Source organism: Aquimarina longa SW024 (assembly GCF_001401755.1).
Lineage (GTDB): Bacteria > Bacteroidota > Bacteroidia > Flavobacteriales > Flavobacteriaceae > Aquimarina > Aquimarina longa.
In genome coordinates this window covers 193,950-212,044 of record NZ_KQ474105.1, presented here as the reverse complement: position 1 = coordinate 212,044, position 18,095 = coordinate 193,950, and the positions used below count along the sequence as shown (strand labels likewise).

The window sequence follows — 18,095 nt, the reverse complement described above, 5'->3', positions numbered from 1 at the left end:
AAACTTTAAAAGTCCCTACTCTATTTATAATTAGGCTTTTCGGGAACCGCCTTTCTGATTTATGCTATTCTAAATGAAATGGTATTAGCTGGCTGCACCTCCTGAGGCATCGGAACTACCTGAATCACTAGATCCTCCTGTACTAGCGCCACTAGCAGAATCATCAGCACTACCTGCTTTATTGTATTTATTAGGATAGTATTTTGCCATCCAAGCACGAGCAATCATAGATTGAGTAATTGGTTTTAGATAATAATTAATAGGAACTCCTAGATTATCTCCCCCTGATACACATCTATTGATATAATCTTCTAATGCTGTCATCATAGAATTAGTATCAATAATCTGATTTTGACCATCATCTATTTTAGATACTCCGCTTAATGTGGCCTTTATCGTAGCATTTTTTAGCGAAATCATTTGCTGTCCTGTACGAGCCGAAGAAGCAGCTTCTCCAATAGTATTATTTTCACTAGCTGTAGCTCCCTGCAATGTTGCTAATTGTTCCATTGATTTTGCTGGATCAAAATCAGAAAAGCTATCGACAGCCATTGCTACTTGATTTGATTTTATAGATGGAATGATTCCCATGGTTACTAAAGAGCAATGAGAGGTCACGTTTTGGGTACTCAACAAATTTTTAGCACTATCCGAAAAAGAAGAACTAACTCCAAAACTACCTGTCCCAGATGCAAACCATCCTCCAATCTCGAAGGTTTCTTGCATTGATGCTGCAATGGACTCCATACTTTGACTAGAAGAACTTTCTGTAGTATTTAATACATGTACCATTCCTACAAAAGAAGAACCATAGGTTGCTCCGGATAACAGATTAAATGATTTATCTGCTTTCGTTTCGGATTTCGCTTCGATTTTAGCAATAGACATAGGATCATTTGTTTTGATCATATTACTAGGATATAATTTATTCCAAGCCCGTACTGCTTTATCTGGATCTAAAATAAAGGGTGCAAAAACCTGAGCATTTTTATGAGTACATGTTATACTCACCACTAATGTCCCTGCAATACTGTGCCTAGAATGCTGACTATTCATTTGTGCTTGTGCAGATGCTTGAGCTTGCGAAGATGATCCTTCTCCAAATACACTTAGTGATTCTTTAACAAATGAAGACACTGTTGCTGCATGACTACTAGAACTCTGTGCGTTTTGATCAAATGAAAAGTATTGACAGTTCATCTGCAAAGAATCTGACGAAATTGCCATTTTCTTCAATTGACTCTTATTATAATCAATAGGGCTTTCTACTTCTTCATTAACAGAATTAACTTTAGATTTTAAAGGCTGAATTGCTTTTACTGCAGCAATTTTTGCTTTTCCATAAGCGACAGCTGCTTTTTGGATCTGCCCACCAATGGTTTGGGATTCTTTAATTAAATCTGTGGTATCTATCCCCATGTCTATCATTTCTTGAATAGTCATGTCGATACTCCTTTTTAGAGAGATTAAAGAGTTTAATTCTGCTTCTGCCGCATCAGCAGGAGCTTGTAGCTTACTGATCTTAACAGTGTTGTCTAGTTTTTCTTGTACAACAATGTTTCCTAATACTAGGGATGGATCATACGGAATTGAACTTGGCATAATTATTTTTTTTAAGGCCCTACTCTTATGGCTTTTCGGATAACGCCTTGTTTTTTTTAGTGGTTTCTAAGCTCCACTTTATATAATGACATACAATGAATAATGAACATTACTATAAAGTTAGCTTCCTACTGAATAGACTATATAAATAATACCTTAAGCGTAAGAAATTAAGGTATAAGCGTAGTGCAACATATCCTTCTATTTGCGTATTTTTTTTTGAATATACCAAGGGTATGGTTATTAAAAAAACATAGACCTTTCATCTAGAAAGGTCTATATAATTAATTAGTCTTTTTATAACTTAAATCGTGTTAAATACTTATTATTCTTCTAGAAGTTTAATGTTTTGCTTAATGTATTAGGGTTTGAAGAATACCAGTGTGCCCAATGATTTGATGTCCCTTTTACTTTAGAATACGCAGAGTCTTCACTAAACTTAACTGTCCAATGAATGGTCTTACTTGCCTTATTACAATTACAATATACATTCCCGGTTTTGGTTAATGTACTTGCTGATCCTAAGCCAAAAAATGGTTCTACAGTAAATGTTACATTATACTTTAATCGATTATCTGCTTTTGTAGGTGTATACCAAGACCACCATAAGAATTTATTTTCTTTTTGTACTTCTGTAGATGCACCTATAGAGTGATAAAACCAAAAATTAGTGGTCCAGTTTTTTGCTACAAATCTTACATTTGCTCCATTAAATTGCTCTGAGTGATAGTCTGAGTTACCGCTTTTAGAATAAATTTTAGTCTCTATATTTTTAGCATTATTATGCTTATATACAGATAGTCCTTCTCCAAAAGAAGTAACTTTTTCTGACTCTATTTTAATTTTCTTAGCATTATATGCCTCTAAAAATTCATTTATTTTACTAGAATGTCCAATTCTATAGCTATAAACAAAATCTTCATCTATTTTAAATATAAAATCATTGATACTTATTTCTCCATTTTCATTTAATAAATAAAGTAACATATTGTCATATGTTTCTACAACTGGGATGTTTTCTTTTTTAAGCCTTAATCTCTCCGCTTCCTTTTTTTCTAAAGTATAGGTTAATAATAATGATAAGCGCCCTTCTCTCTCTAGCTCTCTTTTTGATTCGTCTATAAGGTCTACTTTTGATTCAACTTTTTCTAAAATAAAACGTTCTAATTCTTCTTCAGAATTAAATTTTAGCATTTTTGATTCTCCTCGTTTATTACTATTAACTATAGTGTTATTTGTTTCTTGTAATCCATCATCGTGATTACATGCTAAAAACAACACACTAAATACTAAAATACTAACTAGTTTTTTCATTTTTAATAGGTTTTAAATATGCTTACTCTTACGCTTTTCGGCTTACGCGATCATAACGATAGTTATGATTTTTACAAAAAAAATTAAGGGGATCAATCCTTAAGCAATTGCTTATTTGTAGAAGGGAGTGTAAAAGAAAAGAAAGGTTACCCTGTAAAATTATTTATTTAAAAAAAATTTAAGTTTAATGTAATTTCAGAATACTCCTAATTCTAAAATTGTTAAATCAGGTATCTCAGCACTACGATACTTCTTCCCTGTAGTAGTTTTACCTCTCCCTGCGCTATGATACCTCTTCCCTGTAGTGATTTTACCTCTCCCTGTGCTATGATACCTCTTCCCTGTAGTGATTTTACCTCTCCCTGCGCTATGATACTTCTTCCCTGTAGTGATTTTACCTCCCCCTGCGCTATGATACTTCTTCCCTGTAGTGATTTTACCTCTCCCTGCGCTATGATACCTCTTCCCTGTAGTAGTTTTACCTCTCCCTGCGCTATGATACCTCTTCCCGGTAGTGATTTTACCTCTCCCTGCGCTACGATACTTCTTCCCTGTAGTGATTTTAGGTAGTGTTCAATAAAACGTGTAAATAGTACTATTTACTAGAATAAGCATCTTTTTCTCTTGTATAGTAAACTCTAATAATAAAGGGCATAATAGCTTACGTTAAACATGCTTTTATACCTCTAGCCTATATTTTTAGCAGTATTACTACATAGCCTAAATCCTAAATGTATCTATGATTAGTTTTGTTAGTTGTAAACTACTCCCAATTATTGTTTTCTTTTTTTCCACATATATACAATAAGTAATAGTATTACTAAAATCCCTATCAAGCTTGCCAGATACCAATTAGAAAAATTAGAAGATAACGAAATAGGCATATTATCTCCTATAAGTATTAGAGATCCCCAGTAGAAAGGTGATAATTCACTACCCATATGGGAGTTTATATAGTTTAGTTTGGCGTTTCGTAATGCAGATGCTTTGGTTGCTCCCTGATCCATTGCTGTATAAAAATCTAGCATTATTTTCTGGCTAGATTTATCGTTTGTAGCCCATAAAGAAGATACCACACTCTTGGCTCCAGAATGAAAAAACCCTCTGGCAAGACTCATCACTCCTTCTCCTTTTTTCAATTCTCCTAGTGAGCTTTTACAAGCACTTAGCACCACCATATCAGACTGATTCTTGGTCGCATATATCTCATTTAATGAGAGTTTCTTATCTCTAAAAGCTATCCAGGGGTCTATATCATTTCCTATATCGGCATGAGTAGAAAGGTGTATTACTTGATACTGATTAATAGTATCCAGAAAATTAGATTTAGTTGCTCTTTCTTCTATCAATACATTACCGTTAAATACATCCGAAATCGAAATAACTTCTTCTCTACTATATGCCAGTTCCCCTAATTCTTTTGCTGTAAAAGATATCGGAGCAAAACCTATAAACGAATATTTTGGTGTTCTTACTAATTGCTTATTACGATCTAGATAAGACATTGAATATGCATATCGTATCTCGGAATCTTTTATAAAGTAACTATAGGGTTCTGATGAAGTCGTTAATGCATCAAAAGATATCTGTTGTAGGGTATAATCTGGTACTATAATTACCTCTTTTTCTTTAACATGTTTATATACCTGTTCTGGTAATAGTTGTTTAAATATGGTGTTTGCATTTTTATGATATGTCATAAGCTGTTCTTGATTCGCAAACCATCGAGAAGACTGCTTATGTAGGGTAAGAATATCATCCTGAAGAGTATTCCCTTCTTTAATCTCAAAAAAAATAGATTTATTTTTGGTTGTCAATAGCCCATATCCTTGGGTTTCATTAAGTATATACTGCAATACGACCTGCTTATCAGAGATATATTTGGTTGTAAATAGTTGATATGGTAATACTGCTATTTTCTTTTTATTAGTAGCATATTTTGGGTATGTGTGAGATATTGAATCTACAAATTGTTTATATACTTGTTTATTTTTATATATCTGATCTTTTATCGATTGAATACTATCTTCTGATTGATTTCTTATAGTATTCAACTTATTTTTAGACAAGTATATTTTTTTCTTTAAGGTAAATTCTCGTTTAGCTATCGCTATTGGTAGTTCTGCATTTTCTTTGGCTTGCTCATTGGTGATGTCTTCTAATAATAACAGAGCCTTGTTTTTTTCCATAAAGTAATAAGCTTGCTCGGGGTTTTCTAATAAATAACATGTTTCTACAGCTTTCATATATAAAGATGCTCCTTGTTCTCTCCAAAACAACTTAGATTTATACTCTGTACTTTCAAAACGAATAATATCTACTAATTGATCTGCTAGTTTAAACGTTTTTAAAGCCTGTATAAGATGATTTTTGTCTTGATCATAATGATAGTACTGCACCCAACCATTAGCTTTCTGAATTAAATGATGTAAGAGGTAGTATTTGTTGGCTGCTACTTCTAATTCTTCTTTAATAATCAAATCATCATATCTAAACTCTTGATAATTAGAAACAGAGTAATTTATTGCTTTTTGGTATTCTTGTAATCCTTTAATAAATTCTTGTTGTTCTATATATAAATCTCCTAGATTATCATAAGAAGGTGTAAAATCTGGGTTATACAAAATAGCTTTTTGTAAATATGATAGCGCCTCGTTAGTATTATTTGAATTTAAAAACGATAACCCAATACTATTATAGACTTTACCTAAGTTAACAGAATCTTTATCAGATAGTCCTTGTATTACTTTCTGAAAAAAAGAAGTGGCTTCTCTATGTTTATTGATTTTCAATAGTCGATTCCCTTCAATCTGATACATCCGATTTCTATATCTTTTTAAGACTGATGTATGAATAGAAGATATACTTAATACTGAATCTATTTTTTGAATATTATTCTTGATTTTATTAGAATTTTTCTTGTACCCCATTAACGAATACACTTCTATTTGACCAAAATATCCTTCTATTAATCCAGTTTTATATAAAGTGTCGTTTTTAGCTAATAAAATAGAAGTGTTAAAACAGTATAGTCCCTTATGATAATCTCCAATTTGATTATATAGATCTCCTAATTCTGCATATATACTAATTTTTTTACTCGTATTAGACACATAGTCTAGTGCTTTATCATAGGTGTCAATAGCTTGAAATAGGCTATTATCTATAGAGTAGAAATATCCTAAGTTAGAAAATGTTTTAGCAATAGATTTATGACTGATATCTTTACTCTCACTTTTAAGAATGGCTGCTTTTTTTGTGTATTCAATCGCTTTTTTGGTTAGTTCATTATGTCTGTTATTTATCCATCTGATATAATACCATTTGCCATACTCGTGATAACAATCTGCCAATTTTTCTTTAGATAATTTATGAGAGTAAATCTTTAAAAAAGAGTCTAATTGATTTTCTTTTAGGGTAGTCTCAGCTTTAGATTTTAGAATTTCTTTGAATTCTATATCAGTTTGGGCACTGCATAATTGTGTGAATACGCTAATAATATAACAAAAAGTAAGTAGTTGATAATTCATACTATCAAAAATAGGAATTATCAACTACTTCTCGTACTGTAAGGATGTCTGTTTAAAACGCTACCGGAATATTTGTACTATTATAGTGTGTAGGACCAGGACCACTTCCTCCAGAATTGATCATATGTCTAACAATTGCTTTTCCATCATTAATAACGCCGTCTAGGCCTCTTACGATATAACCAGAGCTTAATGTTCTATTTTTTATTGCTAATGGAGTTCCAGAAGTTTGTCTAGACAGTTGAGCGGCACGTGCAGTAACCTCTGCTGCTGCAAAAGAAGTTCCTTGTACTGAAACATTAAACCCATCTCTAGGTTTTGTGGTATATGATAAGTTAATAGTATGCTCGTTATAAGAAGCTAAGGCATCAACACTAGAATTTCCATAGTTAGAACCATCAGCTTTTAATATACCACTTATGTATGGACTGCCATAGATTGGAGATGCAAAAAAATCTCCTTTTATATACCCGCCAACCGTTAGTATATTAGCAGAATCATATCCAGATGGAAAATGTTCATTTCCCGAAACATCGGTATCGACTCCATGATTACCAGCAGAAGAAACTAGTAGTAATCTATCACTAGCACTATCCACAATATTTTTAAAAATATCTTGATCAGTTATTCCATAAAACCCAAAACTAGTATTAACGATAAAATTATCTTGTTTTTTAGCAAGATAATTGATGCCACAAACATTTGACCAATATGATCCTACACCATTTTGATCAAAAGTTTTTACCGCCATTATGGAATACGCAATATTATATAGATCGAGTTGATTAGTAATTATTTTGGTTACTACAGTACCATGTCCTTGATCATCTTTTGGATCATTATCATGATTCACAAAATCCCATCCAGAAATTTCATCCTGACAATTGCTGGTATTACTACTATTGTATAGAAAACGATCAGGAAAAAAGTCATAATCGACACCAGTATCCAAAATTGCAATATTTATAAAATCACCAGAAGTATTTAATCTAACCTTGTCCGATAATTTTGAAGAAAAAATACCTTGGAAAGAATATGCTTTATTTTTAAAATAAAAATTATAATCTGCTTCGACTACACCACTAGGTTCTCCTTTATTTATATTAGCAACCAATCCATCATCTCCTTCAATTTCAACAAATTTTGGTAATGCTGTTATCTTCCATAGTTCTATATCATCGTTATCGCAATCACATTTTTTGACATCATTGATGGTAAATTTGTATCTATTTTCATACAATTCTCTCAGATCTTCTTTAACAATGTCTGTTTGTTTTTTCTCAATAGCTGCTATTTCTTTTATTCGTTGATGATTAAACTGGATTACTATTTCATCCTTGATAATCTCTGGAATAGGCACATTTTTCTTATTTTTCGCACTATTTTGATGTGTCTCTTTTTCTATAAAATTTCCTTCATCCATAGTGCATCCCCATGCTCCTATAAGACATAATCCAATAATTAATAGTATACTTTTTTTCATGTTTTTAAAATTTTAATATATCAAAGTACATTTTTCCCCTAATTACTTCGAGATACTTATGGTTTATAAATATTTACCAACAAGAGCATAAAATAAATAAAATGTTACCCATCAATATTATTTTTATTTTTATTTTTTCAATAAGCTTTTAACAAATAAGGCTTTTAACTTTATATAAATCTCAAAATTATATCTAATTTTGTATCGTTTCAATATCAACAAGCTACCTATAACATCTTGAAAATCTATCACAACTTAACCAATTATAGTACTACATGAGCCCTCAGAAGTATGACAATTACTTATTAAAAAGTCTTATTAATGGCAATGAGGCAGGAATTAAAGAGATTTATAAAAAAGTATATCCAAAAGTGTATACATATGTATGTTCTCATGATGGTACAGAACATGATGCCAAAGATATTATGCAAAAAGCTCTACTACAATTATCAGTTAGAGCACAAAAACAAGAGTTTGTAATTACCTCTAGTTTTGAAGGGTATTTTTTTACCACATGTAAAAATGCATGGAGACGAGAAATAAAAATCCGTAAATCTAGGGTAACAAATCCCGTAGTTATTGATCTAATACAAGAAGAACGAGACATTGCATTAGCAGCGTATGAGCAAGATAAATGGGAATTGTTTCAACAAAAATTAGAGGAAGTATCTGAAAATTGTAGAAAAGTATTGCAGCTATTTTTTAATAAAATCCCGTATATTAAAATTGCCGATATGCTAGGATACGCTACAGAAAATACTGTACGCCAACGTATTTTTAAATGTAAATCAAAACTTAAAGATGCTATACAATCTGATTCTCGTTATAATGAACTAAAGGAGTTATGAGTAGTTTAGAAAAAGAAATAGAGAAATACCTTAATCAAGAGATGTCTTCTGAGGAAAAAAATATTTTTGAAGAGAAAATAAATAATAGCCCTGAAGCAAAAAAATTGCTGGAGTTATATCAAGAAATGGATATTATTTATAATGATAGTGACTGGGAGACTACTGAGATAACTATTCTAAATGCTAAGACATCACAGTATGAAACTTTCTTGAAGAGTGAAAAAGGAAAGGCAATCACAACTAGTATTCGGCAAGCAGAAAATGAATACTTTACTACGATATCATCTCCTAAGAAAAAATATTTTATCGTATATGCCGGATCAATTGCTGCCATCTTAATTATTGGATTGTTTATTGTTTTTCAGTTAAATAAACCTATCGACAGTAAAAGCTTATATGCCGAATATAAAAATTGGAACGATTTACCATCACTGACAGTAAGAGATGTAAATACTAATCTTGCACAAGCAGAACGGCTATTTAGGGAGAAAAAATATACAAACGCTCTTGAGATATTCAACACATATCATTCTGATACTAATAGTCTAAATCCACAGGTACTACTATATATTGCAATAGCACAATTAGAATTAGATCAGAATAAACTTGCCATAGAAAATTTTAACCGACTTTTAAACAGTGATACATTAGATGCCCCTAAAGCACATTGGTATCTAGCATTGACATATCTAAAGTTAGAAAAGATAGAAGAAGCTAAAAACGAATTACAGATACTTCTAAAGGATTCTTCTAATATTCATACAGCTGCGCAGAAATTGCTTGATGAATTAAAATAGATATATTACTTTACGATCGTTTTTTAACTGTTTTTATTGTAAGCCATCAAAGTCAATAAAGTGTAAGTATTGTATATTTACTAAAAAATTAGGATATATGTCTTCTCAATTCCGTCTGGATCGTGCATATAAAAACGCCAAAACTATCTCTTTTGATGATAGCTCCAAATTTATTTTTTTTAGTGACTGCCATCGAGGAGATAATAGTTTTGCTGATGATTTCGCAAATAATCGAAATATCTATTTTCATGCTTTAAAACATTATTATACAGAGGGGTTTACGTATTGTGAATTAGGTGATGGTGATGAATTATGGGAGAATTTAAGTTTTGAAACTATATTTAGAGCGCATAAGGATATATATGAATTGTTACAACTATTTCATCAAGAAGATAGACTCAATTTAATTTGGGGTAATCACGATATGGTATATCGAGACCCTAAATATGTAAAGAAGCATTTGAGTTCTTATTTTGATCACAAAACAGATACAGAGATTCCTTTGTTTCCTGGTCTTACTTATCATGAAGCTATTGTGCTACAACATAAGCAAACAAATCAAGAAGTTTTCTTATTACATGGGCATCAGGCAGATTTTATGAATTATATTGGATGGCGAGTAAATCGATTTCTTGTCAGAGTTTTATGGAAACCTCTTCAAGTTGTTGGGATAGCAGATCCTACAAGCCCTGCAAAAAATTATAAAGAAACAATACGTATAGAACGTAGAATTAAAAAATGGATCGCTAACAATACTAATTTAGTTACTATTATTGGTCACACACATCGACCTCGATTTCCTGAAGCAGGAGAATTAGCCTTGTTTAATGATGGGAGTTGTGTGCATCCGAGATCTATCACAGGGATAGAAATAGAAAATGGTCATATTACTTTAATCAAATGGCAAATCGCTACTACCGAAGACGGTACATTAAAAATCATAAGAGTCCCTCTAGAAGGACCACAGCTATTAACTGAATTTATTACAGAATAAATAATTCTTGATAAAAAACATATCAGTATTTAATTAATATAATTTCTAAACTATATGGAGTCTATTCCCCAATTAAATATTGGTTTTTATACTAAAAAAAAGCCTTACAGTTAAGAAGTTATACTTCTTAACTGTAAGGCTTAATGATACTATCATCTGTATATTATTCTATATTTAGTACTTCTTCTATCTGGGGTGCATATTTTTTAATAGTCATTTCTACACCGGATTTAAGTGTCATTTGATTTACACTACACCCTACGCAAGCTCCTTCTAACTGGACCTTAACTATTTTATCATCCTCTATAGAAATCAAAGAAATATTCCCTCCATCACTTTCCAAAAATGGCCTTATCTCGTCTAACGCCTTTTCTACATTAATTTTTAATTCTTCAGAAGTCATTTTTTATTTTTTTACGGCAGAACATCCTGCCATTGTTGTTATTTTAATTGCCTCAGTTGGCGGTAAATTATCATTTCTATTGACTACTTCTTGAACTACATTTCTGGTTAGCTCTTCAAATGCTTGTTCTATAGGTGTAGCTACTTGTAGTGCCGCGGGTCTACCTACATCTCCCGCCTCGCGTATACTCTGCACTAGTGGAATTTCTCCTAAAAATGGAATATCAAGATCTTCTGCAAGATACTTAGCTCCTTCTTTACCAAAGATATAATATTTATTATCAGGAAGCTCTGCTGGTGTAAAATATGCCATATTTTCTACAACTCCTAATACTGGTACATTAATACTGTCTTGCTGGAACATTGCTACTCCTTTTCTAGCATCTGCTAATGCTACATTCTGCGGAGTACTTACGACTACTGCTCCCGTAATAGGCAATGATTGCATTATAGATAAATGAATATCTCCCGTTCCCGGAGGTAGATCGATTAGCATAAAATCCAATTCTCCCCATGCAGCATCAAAAATCATTTGATTCAATGCTTTTGCTGCCATTGGTCCTCTCCAGACTACTGCTTGATTGGGTTGTGTAAAAAACCCTATTGATAGAACCTTAACTCCATAATTTTCTACAGGCTTCATTTTAGATTTCCCATCTTCTTTAACGGATAAAGGACGTTCTCTTTCTACATCAAACATAATAGGAATTGATGGACCATAAATATCAGCATCTAATACCCCTACTTTAAATCCCATTTTAGCAAGTGTTACTGCTAAATTAGAGGTTACCGTAGATTTACCAACTCCTCCTTTACCAGAAGCTACAGCTATAATATTGCTAATCCCAGGGATTTGTTTCCCTTTAATCTCATTCTTTTCGGGTTGAGCTGTAGGAGCTTCAACTTTGATATTCACTTTTATTTTTGCCTTTTCATATACTTTTTCATGAATCACCTTCATAATATCCACTTCAGCACGTTTGCGAATATGTAATGCAGGAGTAGTTAATACTAAATCTACAATAACTTCATCTCCAAAAGTAATTATATTCTTTACTGCACCGCTTTCAACCATATTTTTACCTTCTCCTGCAACAGTAATAGTTTCTAATGCTTTTAGTATATCTGATTTCTCTAACTTCATAAATAGTATTTCTTTTTCTAACTAGCTTATCAATATAAATTGATTAGTATCGCAAAGATAAGCTGAATAATTAAGATTATAAAAACTATAAATTGAAATGATTTATAGTAGTATCGCTATTGATTATGTCCTAATATTTGTAAATTTTTGAAAAATTTACAAATATGATTGAAAGATCTTCAGAAATAACAAGTGAAATTGATGAGTTTTTACTTCTTCTTACTCAACCTCATATTTTTTCAAACACTAATATAAAATTGAAAAACGATATCTATATTGGGATAAAATCAAATATCTTAAAAATCAAAATCTTGATGCTCAAAAACTCTGAGGTATACTTAAATCTAAAAGACACCTTTAATACTCATTATTATATATTAATCATGACGATTTCAAATATAATATCACCAAAAGTCTGCAACAAAAGCTTCATTATTTAGACCATAACTTTGATGTAGGATTACAAAAAGAGTAATTACTTTCTGGGCTAGACAAACAGTAAAATCTCAATAATGCATTGAAGGAAAAATCTATTTTCTCTTCTATGATAGAAGGTGCTACCACAACAAGAGTGAAAACTAAAGATATGCTCAGAAAAAATAGAATAGTAATCCAAAAGATAATTTTATTCACCTCATTGTTAAAGCAAGTATATTGCTCTTTTTGATTGGGTCTATTCGTCCATTGGCAGATGGAAATAGAAGGACAGCTTGTGCAATTTTCTATTGGTATTTGCTAAAAAATGAGTATTAGCTCGCAGAACACCTCTCTATTTCAAAAGTCATTATAAAAACGAAAACACAGTATGAAAAAGCACATATTTATACTGAAAATAGATGATATGGATGCTACTTATTTTATTTATTATCAAGTAAAAGTGCTTACTCGAACTTTTGAAGATTTAAAAAAATATGTTGCCAAAAAGAAAAAAGAAGAGGCTAAACTTTCTACATTTTATTCGTTTCCAAATAGTAATGAAAGACAAACTCGGATATTGTTTTGGGTAAAAGAAAATGAAAATCGTCACTTTTCTGTAAAGGAAATTGAGACAATTTTTTCTATTACCAACCAAGCTTCGAGAACAGATTTAGAAGGTCTGGTAAGTTTAAATATTCTGAAAAAAATTAATATTGATAAAAAGACTGCCAACTACTGGAAAGGAGATGCCTAGGATAAAAATTTCTCATAATTCCTTCATAGGATCCCAAAATAATTTCTCAAAATCTATGATTTGATTATCGACTACTTCTACACCTTCATTTTCGAGTAATTGTTGCATTAAATTGGTGCCTTTAAAATGGTGTTTTCCTGTGAGTATCCCTTTTCTGTTTACAACACGATGAGCAGGAACGTCATCACGATTACCACACGCATTCATCGCCCATCCTACCATCCGAGCACTACGTGCAGCGCCTAAATACTTGGCAATAGCTCCATAAGAAGTAACTCTACCATAAGGGATCAACTTGGCTACTTCATATACCTTATCAAAAAAGCTTATATCAGAATCTGACCTCGTATCATTATTATTTACTCCCATGTATATATAATCCTTGCTAAAGTTATTAGTACTAAAATTAACATTAATATCCCCATAAAATAATTAGTATACTTAGTGATGGATGCTGTTTTTTTCTCTATTTTAAGAAAAGAAAATACATAAAAATAGAGTGTTACAAAGGTTCCTGTTGCTGCTGCTATTACAAAAATCATAATATGCAATGCATCATATTCTATTTTACCACTTACACTCATACCTGCTGCAATAGCACAAAAATATGGTATTGGTAATACATTAATTGCAGAAATCATCATCCCTTTGAAGAAGCTTCTGGTTTTATTATGCTTATAGGTTTTTATTTTAGTATTTTTTTGCTTTGCTTTTGCAAAAAAATAGATTGCCATAAAAAAGAAAATAACTGCTCCTGTTCGTAATAATATATTTTTTATATAAGGATTAAAGAAAATATACTTAGCTAAAAGAATTGCTATCAACGCTTGAAACAAGACAACTAATGAAGCGCCTATAGCCACTAGCACACCATTTTTTTTACCTCTTTCTAGGCAGGTTCTAGCTACAGTCATATTGACCAGTCCCGGAGGAATTACTCCGACTAGTGATCCAAAAAATGTAACTAAAAACAACTTTGTGATTTCCAAAATTACTATAGTAATTATACGATTTTAAATTGAATGTATGTTATAGGTTTATTTTTTTCTAAGTATTGTTTTTCATAAAAAGTTTGAATAGCAGTTACAATCTCTGGAGAACCTTCATTATGATATACATTATGATTCGCATAAAGTACTTCATGACCTTCTCCATGCAATAACCCTAGAGTATACCCATGCATAAACTCACTATCAGTCTTAAGGTGTACAATCCCTTCTGATTTTAATACTTTCTTATAACGTTGTAAAAAATCATGATTGGTTAATCTATGTTTAGTACGTTTATATTTAATCTGTGGATCTGGAAAAGTAATCCATATCTCATCAATTTCTTTTTCTTCAAAAATAGCATCAATAAGCTCTATTTGTGTTCTTATAAAACCTACATTATTCATGCCTTCTTCAATAGCAGTTTTAGCACCTCGCCAAAAACGAGCTCCTTTAATATCAATACCTATAAAATTCTTATTAGGATATTGTTCTGCCAAACCTACTGTGTATTCTCCTTTACCACAACCTAATTCTAAAACAATAGGATTTTGATTTTTAAAGAATTTATCATTCCACTTTCCTTTATACCCTAATGTATTATTAAGTACCTCATCACGAGTAGGTTCTATCACATTCTGAAAAGTCTTATTCTCATTAAAGCGCTTCAATTTATTCTTACTCCCCACAGATTTTCTTGTTTCATTAATTTTCTACCTTATGAAGCTTAAAAGCTATAAACCAAAGTTCTATATTTATAACCAGATAAGCACTCATAATCTTCTTATTTCTTATCAAAAAGGGCAATTTCCCACAACAAAATAAATAACTTATAAGAGTATTCTTATTTCACAAGAATACCTAAAGATAATTTTTTGGTAAAATTAAGGAAATATATGCACAAGAAAATAGAATTACTTTTATTATTATGAATCAGATTGTTATTCATAATATAACAAATAAAAACTAGAACATTTGAACAAGAAAGTACTTGTAGCCCCTCTTAACTGGGGATTAGGTCATGCAACGCGATGTATCCCTATCATTAATGCATTAATAGAGGAGGGTATAGAGCCTGTTATTGCCTCTGATGGTGTTGCTTTATCATTATTAAAAAAGGAATTTCCTTCGTTACAGACAAAAGAACTTCCTTCTTATAATATTGAGTATTCTAAAAAAGCTAGCAATTTTAAATTAAAAATGCTGTTAAATAGCCCAAAAATTGCTCATGCAATTACTGCTGAAAAAAAGGCTATAAAGAAGATTTTAGGAGAAGATAATTATTGTGGCATCATATCTGACAATAGAATGGGAGTACGACATAAGAGCATACCTTCTGTTTTCATTACTCATCAGCTTACTGTACTTAGTGGAAAAACAACCTCCATCAGTACAAAACTACATAATAAGTATATCAAAAAATTTGATGTATGTTGGGTACCAGATATGGCAGATGACCCTAATCTTAGTGGAGAGTTAGGTCATCCTAAAAAAAATAACATTCCCGTAACATATCTTGGTCCACTTAGTAGATTCGAATATCAAGTCGTCCCTAAGCGATATGAAATTATGGTATTACTTTCTGGTCCAGAACCTCAACGTACCTTATTAGAAGAAAAATTATTTCAAGAATTTGAGCAAAGTGATAAAAAAATTGTTTTTGTACGTGGACTTATTGAGGAGACTCAAAAAACGTATGTAAAAAACAATATTACAGTTCATAATTACCTTACTGGAAAGGATCTAGAAAATACTATTAACAGTAGTAATTTGGTCATTTCTAGATCTGGATACACAACAGTAATGGATCTTGCTAAACTGAAGAAGAAAGCATTTTTTATCCCTACTCCAGGGCAGTTTGAACAAGAATACTTGGCTGAACGTTTAACCGTAAATAAACTAGTTCCTAGTTGTAACCAAAATGATTTTACTTTAAAGAAACTAAGAGACCTTAATGCATATCGAGGACTAAGTAGTTTTAGTACCGATATCGACTACAGGGAACTTTTTCACTTTTTCCAAAGTAAATGAGAACTCACTACCTACGCGGTAGTCACTCTCTACATAGATCCGCTCATGGTGCGCTTCGATAATATGCTTTACAATCGCTAGCCCCAAGCCAGATCCACCTTCTTTACGCGACCCACTCTTATTTATGCGATAAAATCGTTCGAATAACCGTGGTATATGAGCTTGTGCAATACCCTCTCCATTATCTGTAACTCTAATGATTGTTTTATTACGAATCAGATCTTCGATACTTACCTCGGTAGTACCATCTTCTTTTCCGTATTTTATAGAATTTACAACTAAATTAGAGAGCACCTGCTGTATCCGCTCTTTATCTGCATGGACTAGTATGGGCTCTGTATAATTCATATCAAATGTAAGTGCTATATTTTTTTCTGATGCTTTCATTTCATAAAGATCAAATACACTTTGTACCAATTCTACAATATCAAAATTAGTATAGCTAAGATTAAGATCACCAGCCTCTAACTTAGTGATCATATCCAAATCATTTACAATATAAATTAAGCGTTCAACTCCTTTATTTGCTCGATTTAAGTACTTCTCTAAAATCACTGGGTCTTTCATCGCTCCATCCAAAAGAGTAAGAACATACCCCTGAACAGTAAATAAAGGTGTTTTAAGCTCGTGAGAAACATTACCCATAAATTCTTTACGATAATTCTCTCTAACTTTTAACGTTTCTATTTCTGTTTTTCTTTGTTGTGCAAATTTCTCAACCTCTTTAATAAGAGTTTTCATATCTGTAGTAACTGGATTACCTCCAATGGCATCAACGCCTAACATTTCGATGTCATCATAGATCTTTCGAACTCTACGATAAATAAATTTTTCAACTCTATATTGAACGATTAAAAAACAGACTATGTAACAGATTAATCCAAACCCTACTATTAATAGCAGGTTAAGGAGGGTGTGCATGTACAAAAAAACGCTCAATGTGAGCGTTAGTAATATCGTAATATATAAAGACGAAAGATATGCAAATCTATAGGACTTTTTAAAATTTTCTGCCATTAAACCACGAACTTATATCCTACACCTTTAATAGTTTTAAAACTATCATCGCCGATTTTTTCTCTTAATTTTCTAATATGTACATCAATAGTACGACCTCCAACTATAACTTCATTACCCCATACTTTATCAAGAATATCTTCTCGTTTAAAGACTTTACCGGGCTTAGAAGTTAATAAAGATAATAATTCAAATTCTTTTCTAGGCAATACGATTTCTTTTTTGTCTTTAAGAATTTTATACTCATCTCTATTAATAACCAGATTACCAATCTTAACAACATTTTCTGAGGACTCTTCTTCTTTTATCCTTCTTAATAATGCTTTCACTTTACTAACCAAAACTTTAGGTCGAATAGGTTTAGTGATATAATCATCTGCTCCTGCGTCAAAGCCTGCTACCTGAGAATAATCTTCTCCACGAGCAGTAAGAAAAGTTATAATTGTATTCTGTAAATCAGGTAATTTACGTATTTGTTCACAAGCTTCAATACCATCCATTTCTGGCATCATCACATCTAAAATAATTAGATGTGGTTTTCTTTTTTTAGCGACTTTTACAGCTTCAACACCATTCTCGGCAGTAACAACAGTATATCCTTCTGCTGTAAGGTTATAGCCTACAATCTCCAAAATATCTGGCTCATCGTCTACCAATAAAATTATAATCTCTTTTTTATTCATCTTTGTATTGAATTATATCAATGTGAGGTAAATATACTATGTAAAAATGAAGTTTTCATATCCTCTATACTAGGAAACAAGAAACTAACA

General features: G+C 31.6%; 18 protein-coding genes. 7 read left to right on the top strand and 11 right to left on the bottom strand.

Features of this window, described 5'->3' with window-relative positions:
- Positions 1-84: 84 nt before the first annotated feature.
- Positions 85-1,602: a hypothetical protein gene (locus N456_RS21040; RefSeq protein ID WP_062061682.1), complete on the bottom strand. Its 1,518-nt coding sequence runs from the start codon at positions 1,600-1,602 to the stop codon at positions 85-87.
- Positions 1,603-1,935: 333 nt separating this feature from the next.
- The gene (locus tag N456_RS21035; RefSeq protein WP_062061678.1) at positions 1,936-2,916 is read right to left on the bottom strand and encodes a hypothetical protein; all 981 of its coding nucleotides are present in this window, start codon (positions 2,914-2,916) and stop codon (positions 1,936-1,938) included.
- Between the two features lie 285 nt (positions 2,917-3,201).
- Here N456_RS21035 and N456_RS24130 point away from each other — a divergent pair, with 285 nt between their 5' ends.
- Positions 3,202-3,486, top strand: a complete 285-nt coding sequence (locus N456_RS24130) for a hypothetical protein (protein WP_148639399.1) — start codon at positions 3,202-3,204, stop codon at positions 3,484-3,486.
- Between the two features lie 203 nt (positions 3,487-3,689).
- Here the strand turns inward: N456_RS24130 and N456_RS21030 are convergent, their stop codons facing one another.
- Together N456_RS21030 and N456_RS21025 are read right to left on the bottom strand one after the other, a co-directional pair.
- Positions 3,690-6,446, bottom strand: coding sequence for a CHAT domain-containing protein (locus N456_RS21030; RefSeq protein WP_062061675.1), 2,757 nt, complete (start codon positions 6,444-6,446; stop codon positions 3,690-3,692).
- Between the two features lie 52 nt (positions 6,447-6,498).
- Positions 6,499-7,929 carry a S8 family peptidase gene (locus tag N456_RS21025; protein WP_062061672.1) on the bottom strand — a complete coding sequence of 477 codons (1,431 nt, stop codon included), beginning with the start codon at positions 7,927-7,929 and terminating at the stop codon, positions 6,499-6,501.
- A gap of 275 nt (positions 7,930-8,204) precedes the next feature.
- Here N456_RS21025 and N456_RS21020 point away from each other — a divergent pair, with 275 nt between their 5' ends.
- The 3 genes from N456_RS21020 to N456_RS21010 all read left to right on the top strand — a co-directional run bounded on the left by N456_RS21020 (position 8,205) and on the right by N456_RS21010 (position 10,568).
- Complete coding sequence (locus N456_RS21020; protein ID WP_062061669.1) at positions 8,205-8,777, top strand: RNA polymerase sigma factor; 573 nt, start codon at positions 8,205-8,207, stop codon at positions 8,775-8,777.
- Entirely contained in the window at positions 8,774-9,574 is an 801-nt protein-coding gene (locus N456_RS21015; protein WP_062061666.1) for a tetratricopeptide repeat protein, read from the top strand. The genes N456_RS21020 and N456_RS21015 overlap by 4 nt, the downstream gene beginning before the upstream one ends.
- 97 nt (positions 9,575-9,671) lie before the next feature.
- Positions 9,672-10,568, top strand: a complete 897-nt coding sequence (locus tag N456_RS21010) for a metallophosphoesterase family protein (protein ID WP_062061664.1) — start codon at positions 9,672-9,674, stop codon at positions 10,566-10,568.
- 163 nt (positions 10,569-10,731) lie between these two features.
- On the opposite strand, the gene N456_RS21005 is transcribed toward N456_RS21010, so the two are convergent.
- Entirely contained in the window at positions 10,732-10,971 is a 240-nt protein-coding gene (locus N456_RS21005) for a NifU family protein (protein WP_062061660.1), read from the bottom strand.
- Between the two features lie 3 nt (positions 10,972-10,974).
- On the bottom strand, positions 10,975-12,114 hold the full coding sequence (locus tag N456_RS21000) for an Mrp/NBP35 family ATP-binding protein (RefSeq protein ID WP_062061657.1): 1,140 nt from the start codon (positions 12,112-12,114) through the stop codon (positions 10,975-10,977).
- A 627-nt stretch (positions 12,115-12,741) separates the two neighbouring features.
- Between N456_RS21000 and N456_RS25475 the strand changes: the two genes are divergently transcribed.
- Together N456_RS25475 and N456_RS20995 are read left to right on the top strand one after the other, a co-directional pair.
- Positions 12,742-12,867, top strand: coding sequence for a Fic family protein (locus tag N456_RS25475; protein ID WP_082422613.1), 126 nt, complete (start codon positions 12,742-12,744; stop codon positions 12,865-12,867).
- Between the two features lie 52 nt (positions 12,868-12,919).
- On the top strand, positions 12,920-13,285 hold the full coding sequence (locus N456_RS20995; RefSeq protein ID WP_062061653.1) for a hypothetical protein: 366 nt from the start codon (positions 12,920-12,922) through the stop codon (positions 13,283-13,285).
- Between the two features lie 12 nt (positions 13,286-13,297).
- On the opposite strand, the gene N456_RS20990 is transcribed toward N456_RS20995, so the two are convergent.
- The 3 genes from N456_RS20990 to trmB are packed head-to-tail and all read right to left on the bottom strand — an operon-like array spanning position 13,298 to position 14,963.
- On the bottom strand, positions 13,298-13,654 hold the full coding sequence (locus N456_RS20990) for an MGMT family protein (protein ID WP_062061650.1): 357 nt from the start codon (positions 13,652-13,654) through the stop codon (positions 13,298-13,300).
- Complete coding sequence (locus tag N456_RS20985) at positions 13,645-14,274, bottom strand: LysE family translocator (RefSeq protein WP_062061647.1); 630 nt, start codon at positions 14,272-14,274, stop codon at positions 13,645-13,647. Before N456_RS20985 ends, N456_RS20990 begins: the two co-directional genes overlap by 10 nt.
- A gap of 14 nt (positions 14,275-14,288) precedes the next feature.
- Positions 14,289-14,963 carry a tRNA (guanosine(46)-N7)-methyltransferase TrmB gene (gene trmB, locus N456_RS20980; protein WP_062061644.1) on the bottom strand — a complete coding sequence of 225 codons (675 nt, stop codon included), beginning with the start codon at positions 14,961-14,963 and terminating at the stop codon, positions 14,289-14,291.
- Positions 14,964-15,249: 286 nt separating this feature from the next.
- Here trmB and N456_RS20975 point away from each other — a divergent pair, with 286 nt between their 5' ends.
- Entirely contained in the window at positions 15,250-16,305 is a 1,056-nt protein-coding gene (locus N456_RS20975; protein ID WP_062061640.1) for a glycosyltransferase, read from the top strand.
- Here N456_RS20975 and N456_RS20970 read toward each other — a convergent pair.
- Together N456_RS20970 and N456_RS20965 are read right to left on the bottom strand one after the other, a co-directional pair.
- Positions 16,243-17,322, bottom strand: a complete 1,080-nt coding sequence (locus tag N456_RS20970; protein WP_062061638.1) for a sensor histidine kinase — start codon at positions 17,320-17,322, stop codon at positions 16,243-16,245. The two genes, N456_RS20975 and N456_RS20970, sit on opposite strands and share 63 nt — an antisense overlap.
- A complete protein-coding gene (locus N456_RS20965; protein ID WP_062061635.1) occupies positions 17,322-18,005 on the bottom strand; it encodes a response regulator transcription factor in 684 nt (227 codons plus the stop codon). The genes N456_RS20970 and N456_RS20965 overlap by 1 nt, the downstream gene beginning before the upstream one ends.
- Positions 18,006-18,095 lie beyond the last annotated feature (90 nt).

Excerpts from the sequence above, each read along its gene's own strand:
- N456_RS21040 (WP_062061682.1), bottom strand. The coding sequence starts at position 1,602 with ATGCCAAGTTCAATTCCGTATGATCCATCCCTAGTATTAGGAAACATT.
- N456_RS21035 (WP_062061678.1), bottom strand. The coding sequence starts at position 2,916 with ATGAAAAAACTAGTTAGTATTTTAGTATTTAGTGTGTTGTTTTTAGCA.
- N456_RS24130 (WP_148639399.1), top strand. The coding sequence starts at position 3,202 with ATGATACCTCTTCCCTGTAGTGATTTTACCTCTCCCTGTGCTATGATA.
- N456_RS21030 (WP_062061675.1), bottom strand. The coding sequence starts at position 6,446 with ATGAATTATCAACTACTTACTTTTTGTTATATTATTAGCGTATTCACA.
- N456_RS21025 (WP_062061672.1), bottom strand. The coding sequence starts at position 7,929 with ATGAAAAAAAGTATACTATTAATTATTGGATTATGTCTTATAGGAGCA.
- N456_RS21020 (WP_062061669.1), top strand. The coding sequence starts at position 8,205 with ATGAGCCCTCAGAAGTATGACAATTACTTATTAAAAAGTCTTATTAAT.
- N456_RS21015 (WP_062061666.1), top strand. The coding sequence starts at position 8,774 with ATGAGTAGTTTAGAAAAAGAAATAGAGAAATACCTTAATCAAGAGATG.
- N456_RS21010 (WP_062061664.1), top strand. The coding sequence starts at position 9,672 with ATGTCTTCTCAATTCCGTCTGGATCGTGCATATAAAAACGCCAAAACT.
- N456_RS21005 (WP_062061660.1), bottom strand. The coding sequence starts at position 10,971 with ATGACTTCTGAAGAATTAAAAATTAATGTAGAAAAGGCGTTAGACGAG.
- N456_RS21000 (WP_062061657.1), bottom strand. The coding sequence starts at position 12,114 with ATGAAGTTAGAGAAATCAGATATACTAAAAGCATTAGAAACTATTACT.
- N456_RS20995 (WP_062061653.1), top strand. The coding sequence starts at position 12,920 with ATGAAAAAGCACATATTTATACTGAAAATAGATGATATGGATGCTACT.
- N456_RS20990 (WP_062061650.1), bottom strand. The coding sequence starts at position 13,654 with ATGGGAGTAAATAATAATGATACGAGGTCAGATTCTGATATAAGCTTT.
- N456_RS20970 (WP_062061638.1), bottom strand. The coding sequence starts at position 17,322 with ATGGCAGAAAATTTTAAAAAGTCCTATAGATTTGCATATCTTTCGTCT.
- N456_RS20965 (WP_062061635.1), bottom strand. The coding sequence starts at position 18,005 with ATGAATAAAAAAGAGATTATAATTTTATTGGTAGACGATGAGCCAGAT.